General features: G+C 47.7%; 17 protein-coding genes. 8 read left to right on the plus strand and 9 right to left on the minus strand.

Features of this window, described 5'->3' with window-relative positions:
• Nucleotides 1-75: 75 nt before the first annotated feature.
• Nucleotides 76-675 (minus strand): RNA polymerase sigma factor, encoded by a 600-nt coding sequence (locus IC230_RS12445; RefSeq protein ID WP_191039352.1) that lies wholly within the window; start codon nucleotides 673-675, stop codon nucleotides 76-78.
• A gap of 315 nt (nucleotides 676-990) precedes the next feature.
• Between IC230_RS12445 and IC230_RS12450 the strand changes: the two genes are divergently transcribed.
• A complete protein-coding gene (locus IC230_RS12450; RefSeq protein ID WP_191039353.1) occupies nucleotides 991-2,859 on the plus strand; it encodes an alpha-amylase family glycosyl hydrolase in 1,869 nt (622 codons plus the stop codon).
• A gap of 113 nt (nucleotides 2,860-2,972) precedes the next feature.
• Here the strand turns inward: IC230_RS12450 and IC230_RS12455 are convergent, their stop codons facing one another.
• The 5 genes from IC230_RS12455 to IC230_RS12475 all read right to left on the minus strand — a co-directional run bounded on the left by IC230_RS12455 (nucleotide 2,973) and on the right by IC230_RS12475 (nucleotide 6,154).
• Nucleotides 2,973-3,164 (minus strand): hypothetical protein, encoded by a 192-nt coding sequence (locus IC230_RS12455; protein WP_191039354.1) that lies wholly within the window; start codon nucleotides 3,162-3,164, stop codon nucleotides 2,973-2,975.
• Between the two features lie 91 nt (nucleotides 3,165-3,255).
• Entirely contained in the window at nucleotides 3,256-4,131 is an 876-nt protein-coding gene (locus IC230_RS12460) for a transglutaminase family protein (RefSeq protein ID WP_191039355.1), read from the minus strand.
• Between the two features lie 65 nt (nucleotides 4,132-4,196).
• Nucleotides 4,197-4,658 (minus strand): cold-shock protein, encoded by a 462-nt coding sequence (locus IC230_RS12465; RefSeq protein WP_191039356.1) that lies wholly within the window; start codon nucleotides 4,656-4,658, stop codon nucleotides 4,197-4,199.
• A gap of 404 nt (nucleotides 4,659-5,062) precedes the next feature.
• Nucleotides 5,063-5,338: a hypothetical protein gene (locus IC230_RS12470; RefSeq protein ID WP_191039357.1), complete on the minus strand. Its 276-nt coding sequence runs from the start codon at nucleotides 5,336-5,338 to the stop codon at nucleotides 5,063-5,065.
• A 66-nt stretch (nucleotides 5,339-5,404) separates the two neighbouring features.
• Nucleotides 5,405-6,154, minus strand: a complete 750-nt coding sequence (locus IC230_RS12475) for an SDR family oxidoreductase (protein ID WP_191039358.1) — start codon at nucleotides 6,152-6,154, stop codon at nucleotides 5,405-5,407.
• Between the two features lie 202 nt (nucleotides 6,155-6,356).
• Between IC230_RS12475 and IC230_RS12480 the strand changes: the two genes are divergently transcribed.
• Complete coding sequence (locus IC230_RS12480; protein ID WP_191039359.1) at nucleotides 6,357-7,259, plus strand: histone deacetylase family protein; 903 nt, start codon at nucleotides 6,357-6,359, stop codon at nucleotides 7,257-7,259.
• Nucleotides 7,260-7,332: 73 nt separating this feature from the next.
• Here the strand turns inward: IC230_RS12480 and IC230_RS12485 are convergent, their stop codons facing one another.
• Together IC230_RS12485 and IC230_RS12490 are read right to left on the minus strand one after the other, a co-directional pair.
• Complete coding sequence (locus IC230_RS12485) at nucleotides 7,333-8,181, minus strand: hypothetical protein (RefSeq protein WP_191039360.1); 849 nt, start codon at nucleotides 8,179-8,181, stop codon at nucleotides 7,333-7,335.
• A 15-nt stretch (nucleotides 8,182-8,196) separates the two neighbouring features.
• Nucleotides 8,197-10,185 (minus strand): amidohydrolase family protein, encoded by a 1,989-nt coding sequence (locus tag IC230_RS12490; RefSeq protein WP_191039361.1) that lies wholly within the window; start codon nucleotides 10,183-10,185, stop codon nucleotides 8,197-8,199.
• 294 nt (nucleotides 10,186-10,479) lie between these two features.
• Between IC230_RS12490 and IC230_RS12495 the strand changes: the two genes are divergently transcribed.
• The 5 genes from IC230_RS12495 to IC230_RS12515 all read left to right on the plus strand — a co-directional run bounded on the left by IC230_RS12495 (nucleotide 10,480) and on the right by IC230_RS12515 (nucleotide 13,361).
• Entirely contained in the window at nucleotides 10,480-11,241 is a 762-nt protein-coding gene (locus IC230_RS12495) for an HpcH/HpaI aldolase family protein (protein WP_191039362.1), read from the plus strand.
• Nucleotides 11,242-11,368: 127 nt separating this feature from the next.
• Nucleotides 11,369-11,686, plus strand: coding sequence for a 50S ribosomal protein L21 (rplU, locus tag IC230_RS12500; protein WP_191039363.1), 318 nt, complete (start codon nucleotides 11,369-11,371; stop codon nucleotides 11,684-11,686).
• An 80-nt stretch (nucleotides 11,687-11,766) separates the two neighbouring features.
• Nucleotides 11,767-12,123: a 50S ribosomal protein L27 gene (rpmA, locus tag IC230_RS12505; protein ID WP_191039364.1), complete on the plus strand. Its 357-nt coding sequence runs from the start codon at nucleotides 11,767-11,769 to the stop codon at nucleotides 12,121-12,123.
• 161 nt (nucleotides 12,124-12,284) lie between these two features.
• The gene (locus IC230_RS12510; RefSeq protein WP_191039365.1) at nucleotides 12,285-12,887 is read left to right on the plus strand and encodes a NifU family protein; all 603 of its coding nucleotides are present in this window, start codon (nucleotides 12,285-12,287) and stop codon (nucleotides 12,885-12,887) included.
• A gap of 291 nt (nucleotides 12,888-13,178) precedes the next feature.
• Nucleotides 13,179-13,361, plus strand: a complete 183-nt coding sequence (locus tag IC230_RS12515; RefSeq protein ID WP_191039366.1) for a hypothetical protein — start codon at nucleotides 13,179-13,181, stop codon at nucleotides 13,359-13,361.
• 5 nt (nucleotides 13,362-13,366) lie between these two features.
• Here the strand turns inward: IC230_RS12515 and IC230_RS12520 are convergent, their stop codons facing one another.
• On the minus strand, nucleotides 13,367-13,711 hold the full coding sequence (locus IC230_RS12520) for a hypothetical protein (RefSeq protein WP_191039367.1): 345 nt from the start codon (nucleotides 13,709-13,711) through the stop codon (nucleotides 13,367-13,369).
• 124 nt (nucleotides 13,712-13,835) lie between these two features.
• Between IC230_RS12520 and IC230_RS12525 the strand changes: the two genes are divergently transcribed.
• A complete protein-coding gene (locus IC230_RS12525; RefSeq protein ID WP_191039368.1) occupies nucleotides 13,836-14,510 on the plus strand; it encodes a hypothetical protein in 675 nt (224 codons plus the stop codon).
• Nucleotides 14,511-14,525 lie beyond the last annotated feature (15 nt).

Consider the following 14,525-nt stretch of genomic DNA (forward strand, 5'->3'; position numbering starts at 1 on the left):
ATACCGAAGGTTGAATTCAGCATACTTTTGATTAACTGCCTGTTTCTCTGTGCTCTTTGTGCCTCTGTGGTTAATTTATACTTTATCCAATAAGAGAGTCAAAAGGCCTGCGAGGCTGACTGCCCAGTGTTTGCGTAGGCTATTCAGGGATTTTTGAAGTAGGTTGTAGACCGACTGGCGACCTAAATGCATGACGTCTTCAATCTGTTCAAAGCTGAGATTCTGGTAGAAACGCAGGTAAATAAGCTCCTTCTGGCGATCGGGTAAATGATTGATTACCTGTTCCAGTTTGCGAATCTGATAGAGCTCATTTTCCTCGTCGATCAGATGAACATCGGCCGCAAATTCGACGGAGAACGAATAATCATCGGAAAGGGTGGATTGATACGTAGTGTGCTTGCTGGACAGCTCCCGCAGAATCCGCGTTTTCAGCACGACGAGCAAGTACGAACGCACATTATCGACCGGACGAATGGATTGCTGCATTTTCCAGAGATTGACAAACATCTCCTGGATGCAATCTTTAACAAACTCACGGTCAGCGTGTAGGCGTAGTCCCCAGTGGAAAAGATCGGCGTAGTAACTCTGCATGAGTTTCGCGAGAGCATACATATCGCCCGCCCGATACTCTTCCCAAAGTTGTTGCGCTTCCTGCGGAGGTAGCCGTCTGCTCATGTGTTACGGTGCTTTATAGCATGAGCGTTTTTTTTGCAAAACCTAACCTCAGTTTTTGGGATTATTTTCGAAAAAAATTAGAGAATAGTCATAAACGTCTTTCAGGCGTCGGTAACGCAGATCAGCCTGACTGCTTATACTTTTATTTGTGTCAGACCTTTAGTTGCGCTGAATCACAGAATGTTACCGTTCGATAGATAGTTTGCCTGGCAGATGAGCGATGTACTTTATTTAGATACACCCACATTAGTCGTTTTCCACCTGCTCATGAATTACGACTAACGACTTGTGTTAATCCGAAAACAACCCTGAATCATGCCAACATCCATCAAAAGCTCAGCCGTACGAACGGTTTTAGATAATGCGTCCATCCAGAAACGCAAAGACGTTACGGTTGGAAACCAGACCATTTCAATTGATACGCCTTTTCATTCTCCGCAGGACTGGCGGGATGTCTGGATTTATTTTCTGATGATTGACCGCTTTAATAATCCGCTGAAGCCTCCTCATCATTTGCCTTTCGACGATGAGTTTGGCCGTTTTCAGGGCGGTACGTTTACTGGTGTTCGTGAGCAGCTTGATTACCTGAAAGAACTTGGCGTAGGGGCGATCTGGCTATCGCCGGTTACCAAAAACTGCCAGTTCGAGGATACTACGTTTCATGGATACGGTTTTCAGGATTTTCTACAGGTCGACCCCCGTTTTGCTTCCGATCCGATCGCAGCTAAAGGCAACCCGAAACTAGCGGAAGATGAGTTGCGGGCCCTGGTCGATGCGGCTCACGCCCGGAATATCTACGTGATTTTCGACATTGTGCTCAATCATGCGGGGAACGTGTTCAGCTACGTTGTCAACGGCAACAACAATTCGGCGGAGGCTCCGGGACGTAGTACCGTTTACCCGATTAGGTGGCGCAACGAGAACGGCCAGCCCGCTTTCGCAGATTTTGCGGATAATCCGGGTCCTATTGCCGATGATGCGGCTATTTGGCCGGTTGAATTACAGCGTAACGTACTGTTTCGGCGCAAGGGGTTGGGGGGCGAAGAAGGGGGAGATTTCAGTTCGCTGAAAGAGCTGGTTACCGACTTTAAAGAAACAGTAGCGATTACCCAGTCGTCGCCGGTACACGAAGTGCTGATTCTGGCGTATCAGTACATGATCGCCAAATACGATGTGGATGGATTCCGTATCGATACGCTGAAGTTTATTGAAGCGGACTTCGCCCGTATTTTTGCCAATTCCATGCGGGAATTTGCTCTTAGCATTGGCAAACGCAACTTCTTTACCTTCGGTGAAGTCTTCGATGGTGAAGAAAAAATCAATCAGTTTATTGGCCGTAGCACCAACCTGGGCGATGAGCCGATTGGCGTTGATGCCGCGCTGGATTTTCCACTCTTTTTCAAACTGCCCTCCGTGGCCAAAGGTCTGGCAGCCCCATCGTTAGTAAAGGATATGTATCTGCACCGCAAGAATGTGCAGCGTGATATTCTAAGCACCCACGGCGACGCCACCAACTTTTTCGTCACGTTCCTGGACAATCACGATATGCGGCAACGCTTCTATTTCCGCGATCCGGTTGCCCCACATCGGTTTGATAATCAGGCTACGCTGGGACTAGCGTGTTTGTTTACGCTACAGGGCATTCCCTGTATGTATTACGGTACCGAGCAGGGACTGCATGGCAACGGAGGTAGCGACGCGGCTGTACGGGAAGCGCTCTGGGGTAAAAGTGGCAATGCCTTCGACAAAACACACCTGTTTTATAAAGAGATTAGTCAGATCAGTGCGGTACGTAACGCTCAACCCGCCTTACGGTATGGACGTCAATATTTTCGGCCGCTTTCGGGCGATGGCGTGAACTTTGGCATTTCGCCGTTTAGCCCTGGGGTTCTGGCGTTTTCACGCATTTTAAACGATCAGGAAGTGGTCATTGTGGCCAATACGCAGACAAACGGCGGCTTTGTCGGCGACGTTCTTGTCGATGCCATTCTAAACCCGGACGGAGCAACGTATGGTATTCTGTACAGTAATCATCAACAGCCTCAATTGCCGGGACTGATTACTATAAAAACGGGTGGTAACGTAACAATTACGGAAGAAAGAGGAAGCGTAACACACGGCCCTGCGCGAGTTTTGCCGGTGCGACTCCATCCTATGGAAGTGCAGATACTGCGCCGGAAGTAATAAACAGAACAGCCCAAAAGCCTGAGCTTCTGGGCTGTTCTGTAAATCCTGTGATGGATTCTATGTATTTAGTCGGTATAGCCTATAAAAGCAGAAAACGCATGACCATGCATTTACTTATCAGACTCTACCGGTAATTTTCCAAATTGTGGGATCAGGTCCATTCGTTTGGCCGCTTGCTCAGTGGTTAAGTAAAGAACTGTGCGGGGCATATCCCGGACTAGATAAGGCTTTTTGCTTGCCTCAAGTTGCTGATGGGCGATCCGCTGGCGTTCCTGAGCGGTTAATTTTGGCGTAGTACTCATAAGTTATCGATAGTTGTTTGATTAGATTCTTGCCTAAACAGGCGTTGTTTACAGGCGAAACCATCGCCTTCGGCTTCTATATAAATCGATGTTAATCCAGCCGAACTAACGTATTGATGTACGTTAATGTCGTTTCACTTTGGTCAGACGTGCCCGTTAAAGGGGCGGCACCAACCGGGTCGGGTGTACAGGCTAAAGGAATATGTCCTTCTGTCGCCAGCATCCCCGACGTCGGGTCCAGGCCAATCCAGCCAGCACCGGGTATATACACCTCCGCCCAGGCATGTAAAGCCAGCGAATTTTCAATCGGGCTTGGATCACTGTCGCTTGTTTCGTCTGGAGCTACCTGCGCCAGATAGCCCGACACGAACCGAGCGGCCAGGCCTAAATGGCGCAAGGTTTGCACGAGCAACCAGCCAGAATCCCGGCAGGAGCCAATGGCCCGCTGTAGTGTTTCTTCGGTAGTCTGTATACCCTCTTCCAACCGTATCGTGTAAGCAATTGTCTGGTACATCTGCTGGTTGAGCTTGATCAGAAAATCGACGGTACCCTGCGTGGACTGATCGATCTTAGCTAACCATTGGGTCATATATTGTCCCTCCTCCGTAATCTCTAAATAAGAGACAAGGTCTTTCTTCAACTGAGGCTCGTAAGAAAACGGAAACGATTCGGCATACGTATCAATAAAAAAATCGAAGGGATTAACAGGTTCCAGACCCGCCGTAATATCGACTGTTATGGACATTGCCTGCATAGGCTCCCAGAAATCGATCCGGGCAATAAAATTGCCGAATGGATCTTGCTGCCAGTGTACCGAATGGTTTTTCGGCTCGATTGTGAGCGAATACGACTCGATCGATGCGTGGGTGTGAGCTGCGGGTTTGAGCCGAATCAACTGAGGTGACAAATAAACCATTCGGTCGTATTGATACTGGGTATGATGATGAATCGCGACACGAATGGCCATAAGATGAACGTAAATTGGTTAAGTCAGCGCTAAAAGGATGGGTAACGATCTGCCACAGACTGGCTTTAAGTTACCACTAATTTTTTAACCTGAACCGCGTTGGCGCCTTTGGGAGTCATTTCGATTTCAAAAGTCACCTTGTCATTTTCCTGAATGGCATCAATTAAACCATTCATGTGAACAAAAACACTCTGCTGGTTCTGTAGGTCCCGAATAAAACCGTATCCTTTCGACGTATTGAAGAATGTAACGGCTCCCTGTCTGATAGCGTCTTGTGGCGCTTCCTTCACTTGCTCAGCGGCACCGAGACGAATGTCCTGTTGCTCAATGACTTTCGCTTTTCGTGGATCGGGTGGTCTGGACGAAATATTGCCGTTTTCATCGACATAAGCCAACATTTGATCAAGGCTTTGTCCCCTTGTCAAATTGGCTTTTCGATCGTCTTTCTTTTCCTGCTTGTCCTGTTTCTTTTTTTGTTTTGCTTTTTCTTTTTCTCGTTTGGAAAATGTTTCGTTTGATGCGCCCATATGTTATGCCGGGTTAGTGATGTATGCAGAGCCTTTCTGCAAAAAAGTGGTATTGATACTCCTCAAGCCGGAATCAGAGTAGGATTGATTACCTGAATCGGGGCGGGAAAAGCCTGATTTACTTGAACGAAAATTGGTCGTCAGTGCGCCGTAAGAATACCCGTAAAAAATGGGTAGGGTACAGATTAAGGAGAAGCTTACCTGATGAGCGATTTAATACGTAACTCAGGAACGAAGTAGTAAGTTCTCTTGTATGTAACGAATCGACTATTACGTATTGTTCAGTCTGGGAAAGGCCTTCTATATTGCTTCTGGCTGATAGTCAGTTCAAACGCCAAACGGCTACCCTAAATCAGGTAGCCGTTTGGCGTTTTATACGAAGTTGTTTTGCTAATTCTGCTACGTTACTCGTCCGACAGTTCCGGATCGGGTTCGGTGCCGTCGTTGTTGCCAAGCGTATCGCCGTTGCCGTAGTCGGTTAAATTGGGTTCCATCGCAGCGCTGCCCGAAGGATTTCCGATTCCGTCAGGACCACTGTCGACATCACCGGCCAGATCGGTCGGATTGTAGTCTTCATTGATCATGATGCTTTCATCCGGGGTCTGAGCGGGGCCGTCGGTATCGGGTCGGAATGTCTGCGATCGCTCGTTGAGCATCGCATCCTGATTTACGTTTTCCATAAAAAAAGCCTGTATAAGGGAAATTGACTACCCCATAAACTGCTCAGGCCCGAATGATGTTTGGGCTTACACGTAAATCATCTTGCGCGTCATACCGCCATCGACAACAAAATTCTGTCCTGTAATAAAACTATTCTCGGGAGCAATCAAAAAGAGAATCATCCGGGCTATATCGTCCGCCTGACCAACCCGACCGGCTGGGTGTTGCGCATGGTCTTCGGGGCGTAGTTCGTCGGTTTTCGCCTTTGCTTTTTTCTTCAACGCCGATACGTCGATCCAGCCGGGACTAATGGCGTTAACCCGAATATCAGGTCCCAGGCTGATGGCCAGCGAGTGGGTCAACGCTAAAATTCCGCCTTTGCTGGCCGAGTAAGCGAACGTATCGGGTTCCGACTGAAAAGCGCGCGTAGAGGCCATATTGATGATACTTCCTTTCTGAGCCGCTAAATACGGGGCCGCATGTTTAGAACAAAGGAAGGCGCCCGTCAGGTTGGTGCCAATCACGCGGTTCCATTCATCGAGCGTGAGTTTGTCAAGCGGCTTTTCGATCATGATGGCTGCGTTATTGATCAACGCGTCGATCTGACCAAAATGCGAAGCCGTTTGCTCAACCGCCTTCCGGATATTAGCTTCACTCGATACGTCGCAGGAGACGAACTGAATTTGTGCCGACGAAGCTTTGAAGGCTTCCCGAAGTTCGGCCAGCGCATCGGTATCGGATTCCCAGATGGCCACACGGTAGCCGTGGGTCAGTAAATACTGGGTTGCAACGCGGCCAATACCCTGGCCTCCGCCGGTGATGATAGCTGTTTTCATAGAAGTTGGATAATCGAGTAGGGATTACTCCTACCAACGACCAAAATACTCGGATTGGTAACACAATTAACTAAAGATCGGTTAACAAATACGTATCCTTATTTAACGGTACAGCGTTACGTTAGGTCTGATTGTGGATTTTTGAGGGTTGATTTATAGGTAGTCAATCAAAAACCAGCGAACAGAAATCCAATACCATAGTATGCTTCAGATTGCGTTTTCGCCGGTTTATCGACTCCGGTTGCCCGAAGGTCACCGGTTTCCAATGCTTAAATATGAATTGATTCAAGAGCAATTGCTCTATGAAGGCACCTGTACGGACGCGAATTTCTTTGCTCCTTCTCCCGTCGATGATCAGTGGGTGTTGGGCGTTCATACAAGTCAGTATGTACACGCGCTCAAAACGGGAACGGTTGATCCGAAAATGATGCGTCGGATTGGTTTTCCGTTAACCCCCGAACTGATCGAGCGCGAGTGGATCATTACGCAGGGTACAATTGATGGTACACAGATTGCCCAACGCGATGGGGTTGCGATGAACATTGCTGGTGGTACGCATCACGCTTATCCGGACCGGGGGGAGGGATTCTGTCTGCTCAACGATGTGGGCGTATCGGCTCATTATCTGCTCGAAACGAAGCAGACAAAGCAGATTCTGGTCGTGGATTTAGACGTACATCAGGGTAATGGAACCGCCGTGATGTTCCAGCAGGAGCCGCGCGTCTTTACGTTCAGCATGCACGGAAAAGATAACTATCCGCTTAAAAAAGAACACTCTGATCTGGATGTCGAACTAGCCACTGGAACCACCGACGAAGTTTATCTGAATACGTTGTATGATACGCTGCCTGCCTTGATTCAGCGCGTACAGCCCGATTTTCTGTTCTACGTATCAGGCGTTGATATTCTGGCGTCAGATCGGCTGGGTAAATTGAGCGTAAGCCGGGAAGGCTGTCGGCAGCGCGATACGTTTGTGTTTGAGCAAGCCATTAAAAACGGATTGCCAATTGTTGTTTCGATGGGGGGCGGCTATTCGCCCCGCCTGACCGACATTGTTGAAGCGCACTGCAATACGTTTCGAGTAGCGACTTCCCTCTTTTTCTGATGGATTTATCCCATCAACATGCGTAGTGAACCAATGCTAGACCGCAGATCAATAAGCAAAGTAACGTGCGTTTCTAAAAGTGATAAATAAAGCCTACACCAATACCCATGTAGGAAAAATACGCCGGATCATAAAGCCTGACACCCGGCCGTGAATCGTCAGCCGGAGCGTTCGGATCGGACGTAGTTGACCGCTCGTAAACCCACGATTGCTCACTGGTTGATTTAGACGGAAGCACATCTTTACCATTTTCTGTATACTTCGTATAGTGTCCCTTGGTGAACGGCAAAGCCATAATCTGACCATTCGCTTCGGCAAACACAGAAACACTTTCTGCAATCCGAAAGGATAAACCAAAGCAGGCCGCAAACCCGACCTTCACGTTGGCCGTTTCGGTTGATTCACTGATCTGCTGATACGTTTGCCCGTTAAACGTGTAGATAACCTCTTCCTGCTCATATCGACGTCCGTACGTAGAAATAGCCAATCCAAGTTTGGTATAGATGGCTAAAAGGTCACCACTGTTTCGGATGACAATGAACGGCTTAAGCAGGACACTTCGTACCCGATCCGATTGACTTCCTGAAAGATTAAATTCATCCGTTGCGTAGGTTGTTGTAATGGCGTTTCCCAGCATAACCTGCGCATCCAGTTCCACGCCAAAGGTTGGGTTGAGCATCTTTCCAACCCCCAGACTTAGGTTAATTCCCTGACCATAAGACCCATAAATGCCCTTCGTAAAAGTTTTGTTGTTTACGATGGTTGAAGCTTCATTGATCTTTTGTGAGCCTGCCGGAAAAGCATAAGTCGTTTTGAAAATTAGGTAGGGGGCTGTCGGTCCGGATTGAGATTGGGCTCTGCTCTGGGTAGCCACCAAGCCACAAAAGAAAACAGCTAAGAATAATCGGTAGAAAAAGCTCATGAGCACAAGCAATAATTAGTTCTGAAAATATTTGAAAACGAAATCCCGGCCATTTGTATAGAAAAACTTATTCATCGCCACACGCGTCGACAAGCCATACAACAACCGTTGTTTATTATGAATCTCGGTAAACAGTCGGGCGAAAACCACCATCTTCTCCTGAAACTTGGGCATGTATTCGGCGCTGGGAGCCAGCTGAATCGGCTGAATGAAACCATCATAGTCCGATCCGATTGCAATATGATTCCAGGCCGAAGCATCTTCCCGGCCACAGACGTCGATCACGTGAAAAATATTCCGTAGTAAAGGCTCTGATCGATAGTAGTCCTCGAACGTAATGGCTGAACCATCCGCCAGTTTGTAGTCGTCGGCGTTATAAACATCATTAAATAAACGGCGTAACGTTTTCTTATACCGCCAGTTGTAATTGGGCATTGTGAAGCCCAGAATGCGCCGGTCCAGATTCAGACCAATAATGCCGTCGCTGTCGTAAATGGCTTTCACTTCCTCGTCGCAGAAGTTAATGCCCCAGGGATAAAACCAGCCCAACGTATTGTAATTCGCTGTTCCCTGAAACGGATTGAGCGAGGCTGGCGTGTTTTTAGCCAGGCCACCAAAATACATCACCCGATCCTTGGGTTTGAGTGCCTGCGTATAAGCGCGCCAGTATAGATCGCGCTCATTGGCCTGAATTTTATAGAACGTAGGCCCGAAGATTAATTCTTCGTAGGAGTCACGTAGTGGATACAAGCCCGTCGCCATAGCTACAGGTCGCTTTTTGCCGTTGAGCCCAATATGAGAGGCAATGATAGGGATTAACGATTTGCCCTGTGCTTTTCGGATCGTGTTGACGCTGTCGATATAGTGATAATACTGAAACCGCGCTTTCAGATCCATGTGCTTGGTATCCATATAGATCGGTGCCTTGAAATCATTCTCAGCATCTAGCAACCGATGCATTACCTGATAGCCTAAATCCGTATCGTACTGATCGGCGGTGTAGGGTAGCTTAAACCGAATCTTTTGCTTCCCCATCGTCATAACCGTGTCTTTGTACAAATCTCCGTGTACACAACCAATGATGCCTTCGCCGTATTTGGCAAACAGATTCTTTTTCAAATCGTCCGACAACGTAGCAGCCGTCAGCAAACCGCGTCGCAAACCGGGTTTGTCCAGGCTTTTGGCGTTGCCAAACATTTTATTCCAGCCAAAATGCGCTACGGTAATGAAAAAGGTGCGATGAGGCAGGTTTCGCAACTTGGTGATATTGGAAAAGATTTCCTGTCGGCAGGGTTCGCCACAGCCAGCAGCTTTGATGCTGTCGATCTTACTTAATACGTCATTGCCAAAGAGTACGTGTCCGCCTTCGGCCGTCATGACCATGCCGATGCCGCCACTGTTGACAATTCGTTTCAGATCGGCATTGTTTTTCGCCAATAGAATCTTAGTACCGTTGTGTACCGAATCCTGATTGATAGCGTAATAATATTCGCCCAGAAACTCTTTGAACGAAGAGTTGTTCTCAGCTGCCAGTACTTCCTGCCGTTTGATGGGCATGTGCGTGACAAAGTGCAGGTTCAACCAGCGATCGCCTTTGGTGGCTAGCATCACTTTTTCGGGGGGCGTAATGGACATGCACAGTACCGAACCACCTAAGCCGGTTAAGTTTGCATAATTGGACTGGTCGTAATTGGCCATATTCGATTCCTTCCCATTACGTTTGTTCTTTTCGCTTTTGGTAAAGGGAATCCAGTTGGTTCGACCATACTTTTTGTTCAGGTAGCCCGGCTGGTTGGCGTATTTGATGGTACTGTCGGGACTTTCGACTCGTCGATAGTAGTTTTTGAAAGAAGTATGAATGTGAAAATCAGAAAAAGGGCCAATTTTTCCTGCTACCGTTGACTGCTGAGCATATGCGGTATTACCAAAACAGCACAGTAAGATGAGCGAACCATAACTCAATAAACAGTTCTTCCAATTAGATAACCTCAGTAGATATAGCATTCGCATTTCTATCTCTCTAAATAGTAAATAACCCATAAAGTAAGCCGGTCTATCGAGAAGCTGACCATTCTAAAGTCGGGTCGGCTGGAGCGACTATCCGGCCAGTTCAATACGTTATAGCGCGGCTTTCTTAAGTCAATCGACTTCCTAAAACTATAAAAAAATGAATTGTCCTATGTACGAATGTATTTTTATTTTCGTGAGCTACGTAGTAAGCCGTATTGGCTATAGAAATCGCATACGGTTAGTTTTCGGTACATTTACGCATATGTACTTACTACGTACCTTCGCAGCATGAAGCAAAATATTGTTAAAACCCGCCTTAAAAACAATCAACCCGTATTGGGTGTCCTTGCCAATAGCACTGATCCGACTGTCGCTGAGCTTTGTGGATTTTCGGGACTCGATTTTTACATGATCGATGGCGAGCACAGCCCTGTCACAACCGTGCAGGTACAGGAAATTGTACGGGCTTGCGAAGTGAGTGGCATTACACCCTTGGCCCGTGTTCGAAGCAATGATCCAAAGCTGATTCTACAGTACCTGGATGCGGGTGTCATGGGGATTATGATGCCGGGCGTTAGCACTGTTTCGGAGGCCGAAGCGCTGGTAAGGGCCGTAAAATATCCACCCTACGGGACGCGCGGATTTGGCTTCGTACGTGCCTGCGATTACCTGCAGGGGACCATGAGTCAGGGCGAATACGTAACGTTTGCGAATGAACAAACACTCGTGCTGCCCCAGATCGAATCCAAAGAAGCTGTTGAGAATCTGGATGATTTATTAGCGGTCGAAGGGATTGATGGGTTTGTCATTGGCCCACGCGATCTGGCTATGTCCATGGGGTATTACGACGGCCCTGGTCATGACGAGGTAAAGCGTACGATTGCGGGTGTGGTTGAAAAAATAAAACAGGCAGGCCTGGTAGTCGGTACGGTCGCTACGTCTGGCGATCAGGCCAAAGCGCTGATTGATCGTGGGGTTTTATTCTGCCTCAATACGTTCTCAGGGCTGTTGAAATCGGCTGCCAGCGATTTTATGAAAGGAAGAGGGTAGGATGAATGATGAATGATATTCCTTGTGTTTAGTTGACTTGTATCTCAAAACAATTCATCATTCATCATTTCTAATTTATCATTTTCTTCTTACCTTTGCACCCTCATTTTCAATTTTATACACAAACATGTACGCAATCGTAGAGATCGCAGGGCAGCAATTCAAGATCCAGAAGGGTCGCTCCATCTATACCCACCGGTTAGAGGGCGATGTGGACGCTGCACTTGCCTCCGACAAGGTGAAAGTTCTCCTTGTTGACAACGAAGGGAGCATTAGCATTGGTGCTCCAACCGTCGCTGGCGCGACGGTATCCGCTAAAATCGTCGAGCATTTGAAAGGCGAAAAAGTTATCGTCTTCAAAAAGAAGCGTCGGAAAGGCTACAAAAAGAAAAATGGCCATCGTCAGTATCTGACGAAGGTTTTGATCGAAGACATTACTATTTAGTAACCCGTCCGTGATTAGCAGTCGGTAGGAGTTCAAGGACACTCACGGCTGTTGGTTTATGACATACGACTTTTAAGAAAATGGCACACAAGAAAGGTGTAGGTAGTTCCAAAAACGGCCGCGATTCGCACAGCAAACGCCTGGGTGTGAAGTTATTCGGTGGCGAGTCGGCTATTGCCGGCAACATTATCATCCGTCAGCGTGGTACGAAACACCACCCTGGCAAAAACGTTGGTCTGGGCAAAGACTATACGATATTTGCTTTGGTTGATGGAACCGTAAAATTCCGTCCTGGTCGGAATAGCCGGTCTTACGTAGACATCATTCCAGCCGGTCCATCGGCTGTTGAAACGGCGCCTATCGCTGAAGCACCAGTGGCTGCAGAAGCTACGCCTGCTCCAGTTGTAGAAGCACCAGCGGCTACGGCTGAAGCTTAATTCAGCTAATTTTGAAACATGAACCCGTTTGGCTTAGTCAGACGGGTTTTTTTGTGACGAAAAACTAAAAAAACACGGGTGCTGTTAGCATATCAACACTAAGCCGCGTCAGCGGCCCGGCGGAAACCGCATTGGTAAGTCCGGGATAAACCATTTAATCTATGAATCCTACGCTGAGTCGTCCCGTATCTATTTTTACGGAAGGAAGCCCTAACCCGAACTCCATGAAGTTCGTTGTCAATTTTGAACTCGTACCTACGGGCCTCTCGTTCGATTACGCTACCCCAGGCGATGCTCTCCTCGAAGGAAAGGCATCACCATTAGCCGTTGCGCTTTTTGGCTTTGAGTTCGTGCGCCGGGTGTTTATCTCAGGTAATTTCGTGACCGTAACGAAAGATGACGAGACAGACTGGGACGACGTCATGTTTGAGGTTAAACTATTTCTGAAAGAATATTTCGGTGAGCAGAAGCCCGTTTTTGCACAGCGGACAATGGACGCCAATACCACGAAGCTGGATATGGATTCTGAAACGGTACAGAAAATAAAGGCTGTGCTGGATCAGTATATCAAACCAGCGGTTGAATCAGACGGGGGAGCGATTAGTTTTTACTCGTTTGATGAACCCAGTGGTACGGTAAAAGTGCTGTTACAGGGCTCGTGCAGCGGTTGCCCATCTTCAACGCTAACGCTCAAAGCAGGCATTGAAAATTTATTGACTCGTCTGGTGCCGGAAGTTAAAACGGTAGAAGCGGAGGGGGTATAAACGCAGAGGGCATGGGGTACGGGGCATGGGGTACGGGGCAATACCCTATGCCCCGTACCCCATGCCCAGCGCCACTAAATCAAAAATAAGTCCGTCATTGGTAACCCCGATGGCGGATTTGCGTTTCTATATACAGTACACTCGTCCATTCATCTATTCACTGAATAAACAGAGATTGGGTTATTTGCTTGATGGATAAATACTTAGTTATACTATTGTTTCGGCTTACTGAAATATTACTGATATTTATTTTATATTTAATGCGTTTCATCCTTCGCATTATATACCTCTATGGCTCCGGTCTTAACGCCCAAACAGCAGAAACGCCAGAAACTCTACAGTAAACTATATTCGCAGTATCAAAAGCTGCTGGCAACCGGTAGCAAAGCCACGGCCATTGAGCACGCGCTCGCCAAACAGTATAAAGTCAGTCAGTCGACCGTGCAGCGGGTGGTGCAGGCGCAGCGCCAGTAATAGGGCTACGTAGATTCTCCCAACTGATCCAGAATGCGACGGGTTGCTTCGTAAGCCGTTCGGGCATCATCGGTCAGCATAGCATTGTCAACACTTACCGACAGACGGGGATTTCCCACGCCCGTTAACACAAAATGTAAATTCATGGTTGGGTACACCTTGGCCAAACCCGCCAGCAGCTTTGCGCCCATAAAACTTTTACTGTTGGCGTGGCTGTAAACCGTCGTCGGATACTCCATGCCCAATTTCGTTGCGCACTGCTGCAAGGTGTCCCCCTGCGCTTCAACGGCGAGCCGAAGCCATAATCCTTTTATCTCGGCGTCAATCGCCATAGCAAGTTCATTTGTCATAATAGTAAGCATCGATTGTTTGTTGAGCAAAAATAAACAAAAATAGTTGTTATTATGTATTGATAATAACAAGTTTACTTGCTACATTTGTTTCAGTAATCAAAATTCAAACCTTAAGAGTATCATGTCAAATCAATCAACAGCCGCCTTGGTGGCGAAAGCGCTTGCGCCACTGAAACCCTATCAAAAGATTCACGAGTTGACCGGCGAGACGGTCGATAAATACAAATACCTGGAAGGCCACCCCCGCCAGTACCGATGCGATTTAAAGGAGGGCGTTTTTAACATCAACGGTGATCAGAAACTGGGCCGGGTGTTTACGTTCCAACCGATTGCCTGGCGCATTTTTACTGACAGCATTCTGGGCATGGGTACCAAGAACTGGGCTGAACTGTTCTTCATGGACGAAAAGAACTGTGTGTCGGCTATTCTCTTCCACGGCTATTCAGTTGATAACATCTTCCGACTTATCGAACCGCTGTTTTACGATGATCTGACGCTGGCCGATGTCGTGATCACGGCCATGACCGAGAGGAAAGAAAACAATAAGCTGGAATCGGGCAAGGCTACGTATTACGTCACTACGTTCACCTATAAGGTAGGCGACCTCGACAAAACGGCTGAATTAAAAGCCTATGCGCAGGATCGACGCATTTTCCGTCAGGAAACGCTCACCGACATAGCTAACATAAAAACGTCGATGAATTACTACAATCCGTTTCTGCACAGCGGTGCGGCTGATCTGGGCTTACCTGCTCCCGATGGCGTTGATCCAGATTCAGGCGAAGTCGAACAATAGACCTCCCCTTTTGGC

The sequence above is a fragment of the Spirosoma validum genome, from assembly GCF_014699035.1.
Lineage (GTDB): Bacteria > Bacteroidota > Bacteroidia > Cytophagales > Spirosomataceae > Spirosoma > Spirosoma validum.

Bases quoted from the DNA above. Each gene is read 5' to 3' on its own strand.
- IC230_RS12445 (WP_191039352.1), bottom strand. From the start codon at position 675: ATGAGCAGACGGCTACCTCCGCAGGAAGCGCAACAACTTTGGGAAGAG.
- IC230_RS12450 (WP_191039353.1), top strand. From the start codon at position 991: ATGCCAACATCCATCAAAAGCTCAGCCGTACGAACGGTTTTAGATAAT.
- IC230_RS12455 (WP_191039354.1), bottom strand. From the start codon at position 3,164: ATGAGTACTACGCCAAAATTAACCGCTCAGGAACGCCAGCGGATCGCC.
- IC230_RS12460 (WP_191039355.1), bottom strand. From the start codon at position 4,131: ATGGCCATTCGTGTCGCGATTCATCATCATACCCAGTATCAATACGAC.
- IC230_RS12465 (WP_191039356.1), bottom strand. From the start codon at position 4,658: ATGGGCGCATCAAACGAAACATTTTCCAAACGAGAAAAAGAAAAAGCA.
- IC230_RS12470 (WP_191039357.1), bottom strand. From the start codon at position 5,338: ATGGAAAACGTAAATCAGGATGCGATGCTCAACGAGCGATCGCAGACA.
- IC230_RS12475 (WP_191039358.1), bottom strand. From the start codon at position 6,154: ATGAAAACAGCTATCATCACCGGCGGAGGCCAGGGTATTGGCCGCGTT.
- IC230_RS12480 (WP_191039359.1), top strand. From the start codon at position 6,357: ATGCTTCAGATTGCGTTTTCGCCGGTTTATCGACTCCGGTTGCCCGAA.
- IC230_RS12485 (WP_191039360.1), bottom strand. From the start codon at position 8,181: ATGAGCTTTTTCTACCGATTATTCTTAGCTGTTTTCTTTTGTGGCTTG.
- IC230_RS12490 (WP_191039361.1), bottom strand. From the start codon at position 10,185: ATGCTATATCTACTGAGGTTATCTAATTGGAAGAACTGTTTATTGAGT.
- IC230_RS12495 (WP_191039362.1), top strand. From the start codon at position 10,480: ATGAAGCAAAATATTGTTAAAACCCGCCTTAAAAACAATCAACCCGTA.
- rplU (WP_191039363.1), top strand. From the start codon at position 11,369: ATGTACGCAATCGTAGAGATCGCAGGGCAGCAATTCAAGATCCAGAAG.
- rpmA (WP_191039364.1), top strand. From the start codon at position 11,767: ATGGCACACAAGAAAGGTGTAGGTAGTTCCAAAAACGGCCGCGATTCG.
- IC230_RS12510 (WP_191039365.1), top strand. From the start codon at position 12,285: ATGAATCCTACGCTGAGTCGTCCCGTATCTATTTTTACGGAAGGAAGC.
- IC230_RS12515 (WP_191039366.1), top strand. From the start codon at position 13,179: ATGGCTCCGGTCTTAACGCCCAAACAGCAGAAACGCCAGAAACTCTAC.
- IC230_RS12520 (WP_191039367.1), bottom strand. From the start codon at position 13,711: ATGACAAATGAACTTGCTATGGCGATTGACGCCGAGATAAAAGGATTA.
- IC230_RS12525 (WP_191039368.1), top strand. From the start codon at position 13,836: ATGTCAAATCAATCAACAGCCGCCTTGGTGGCGAAAGCGCTTGCGCCA.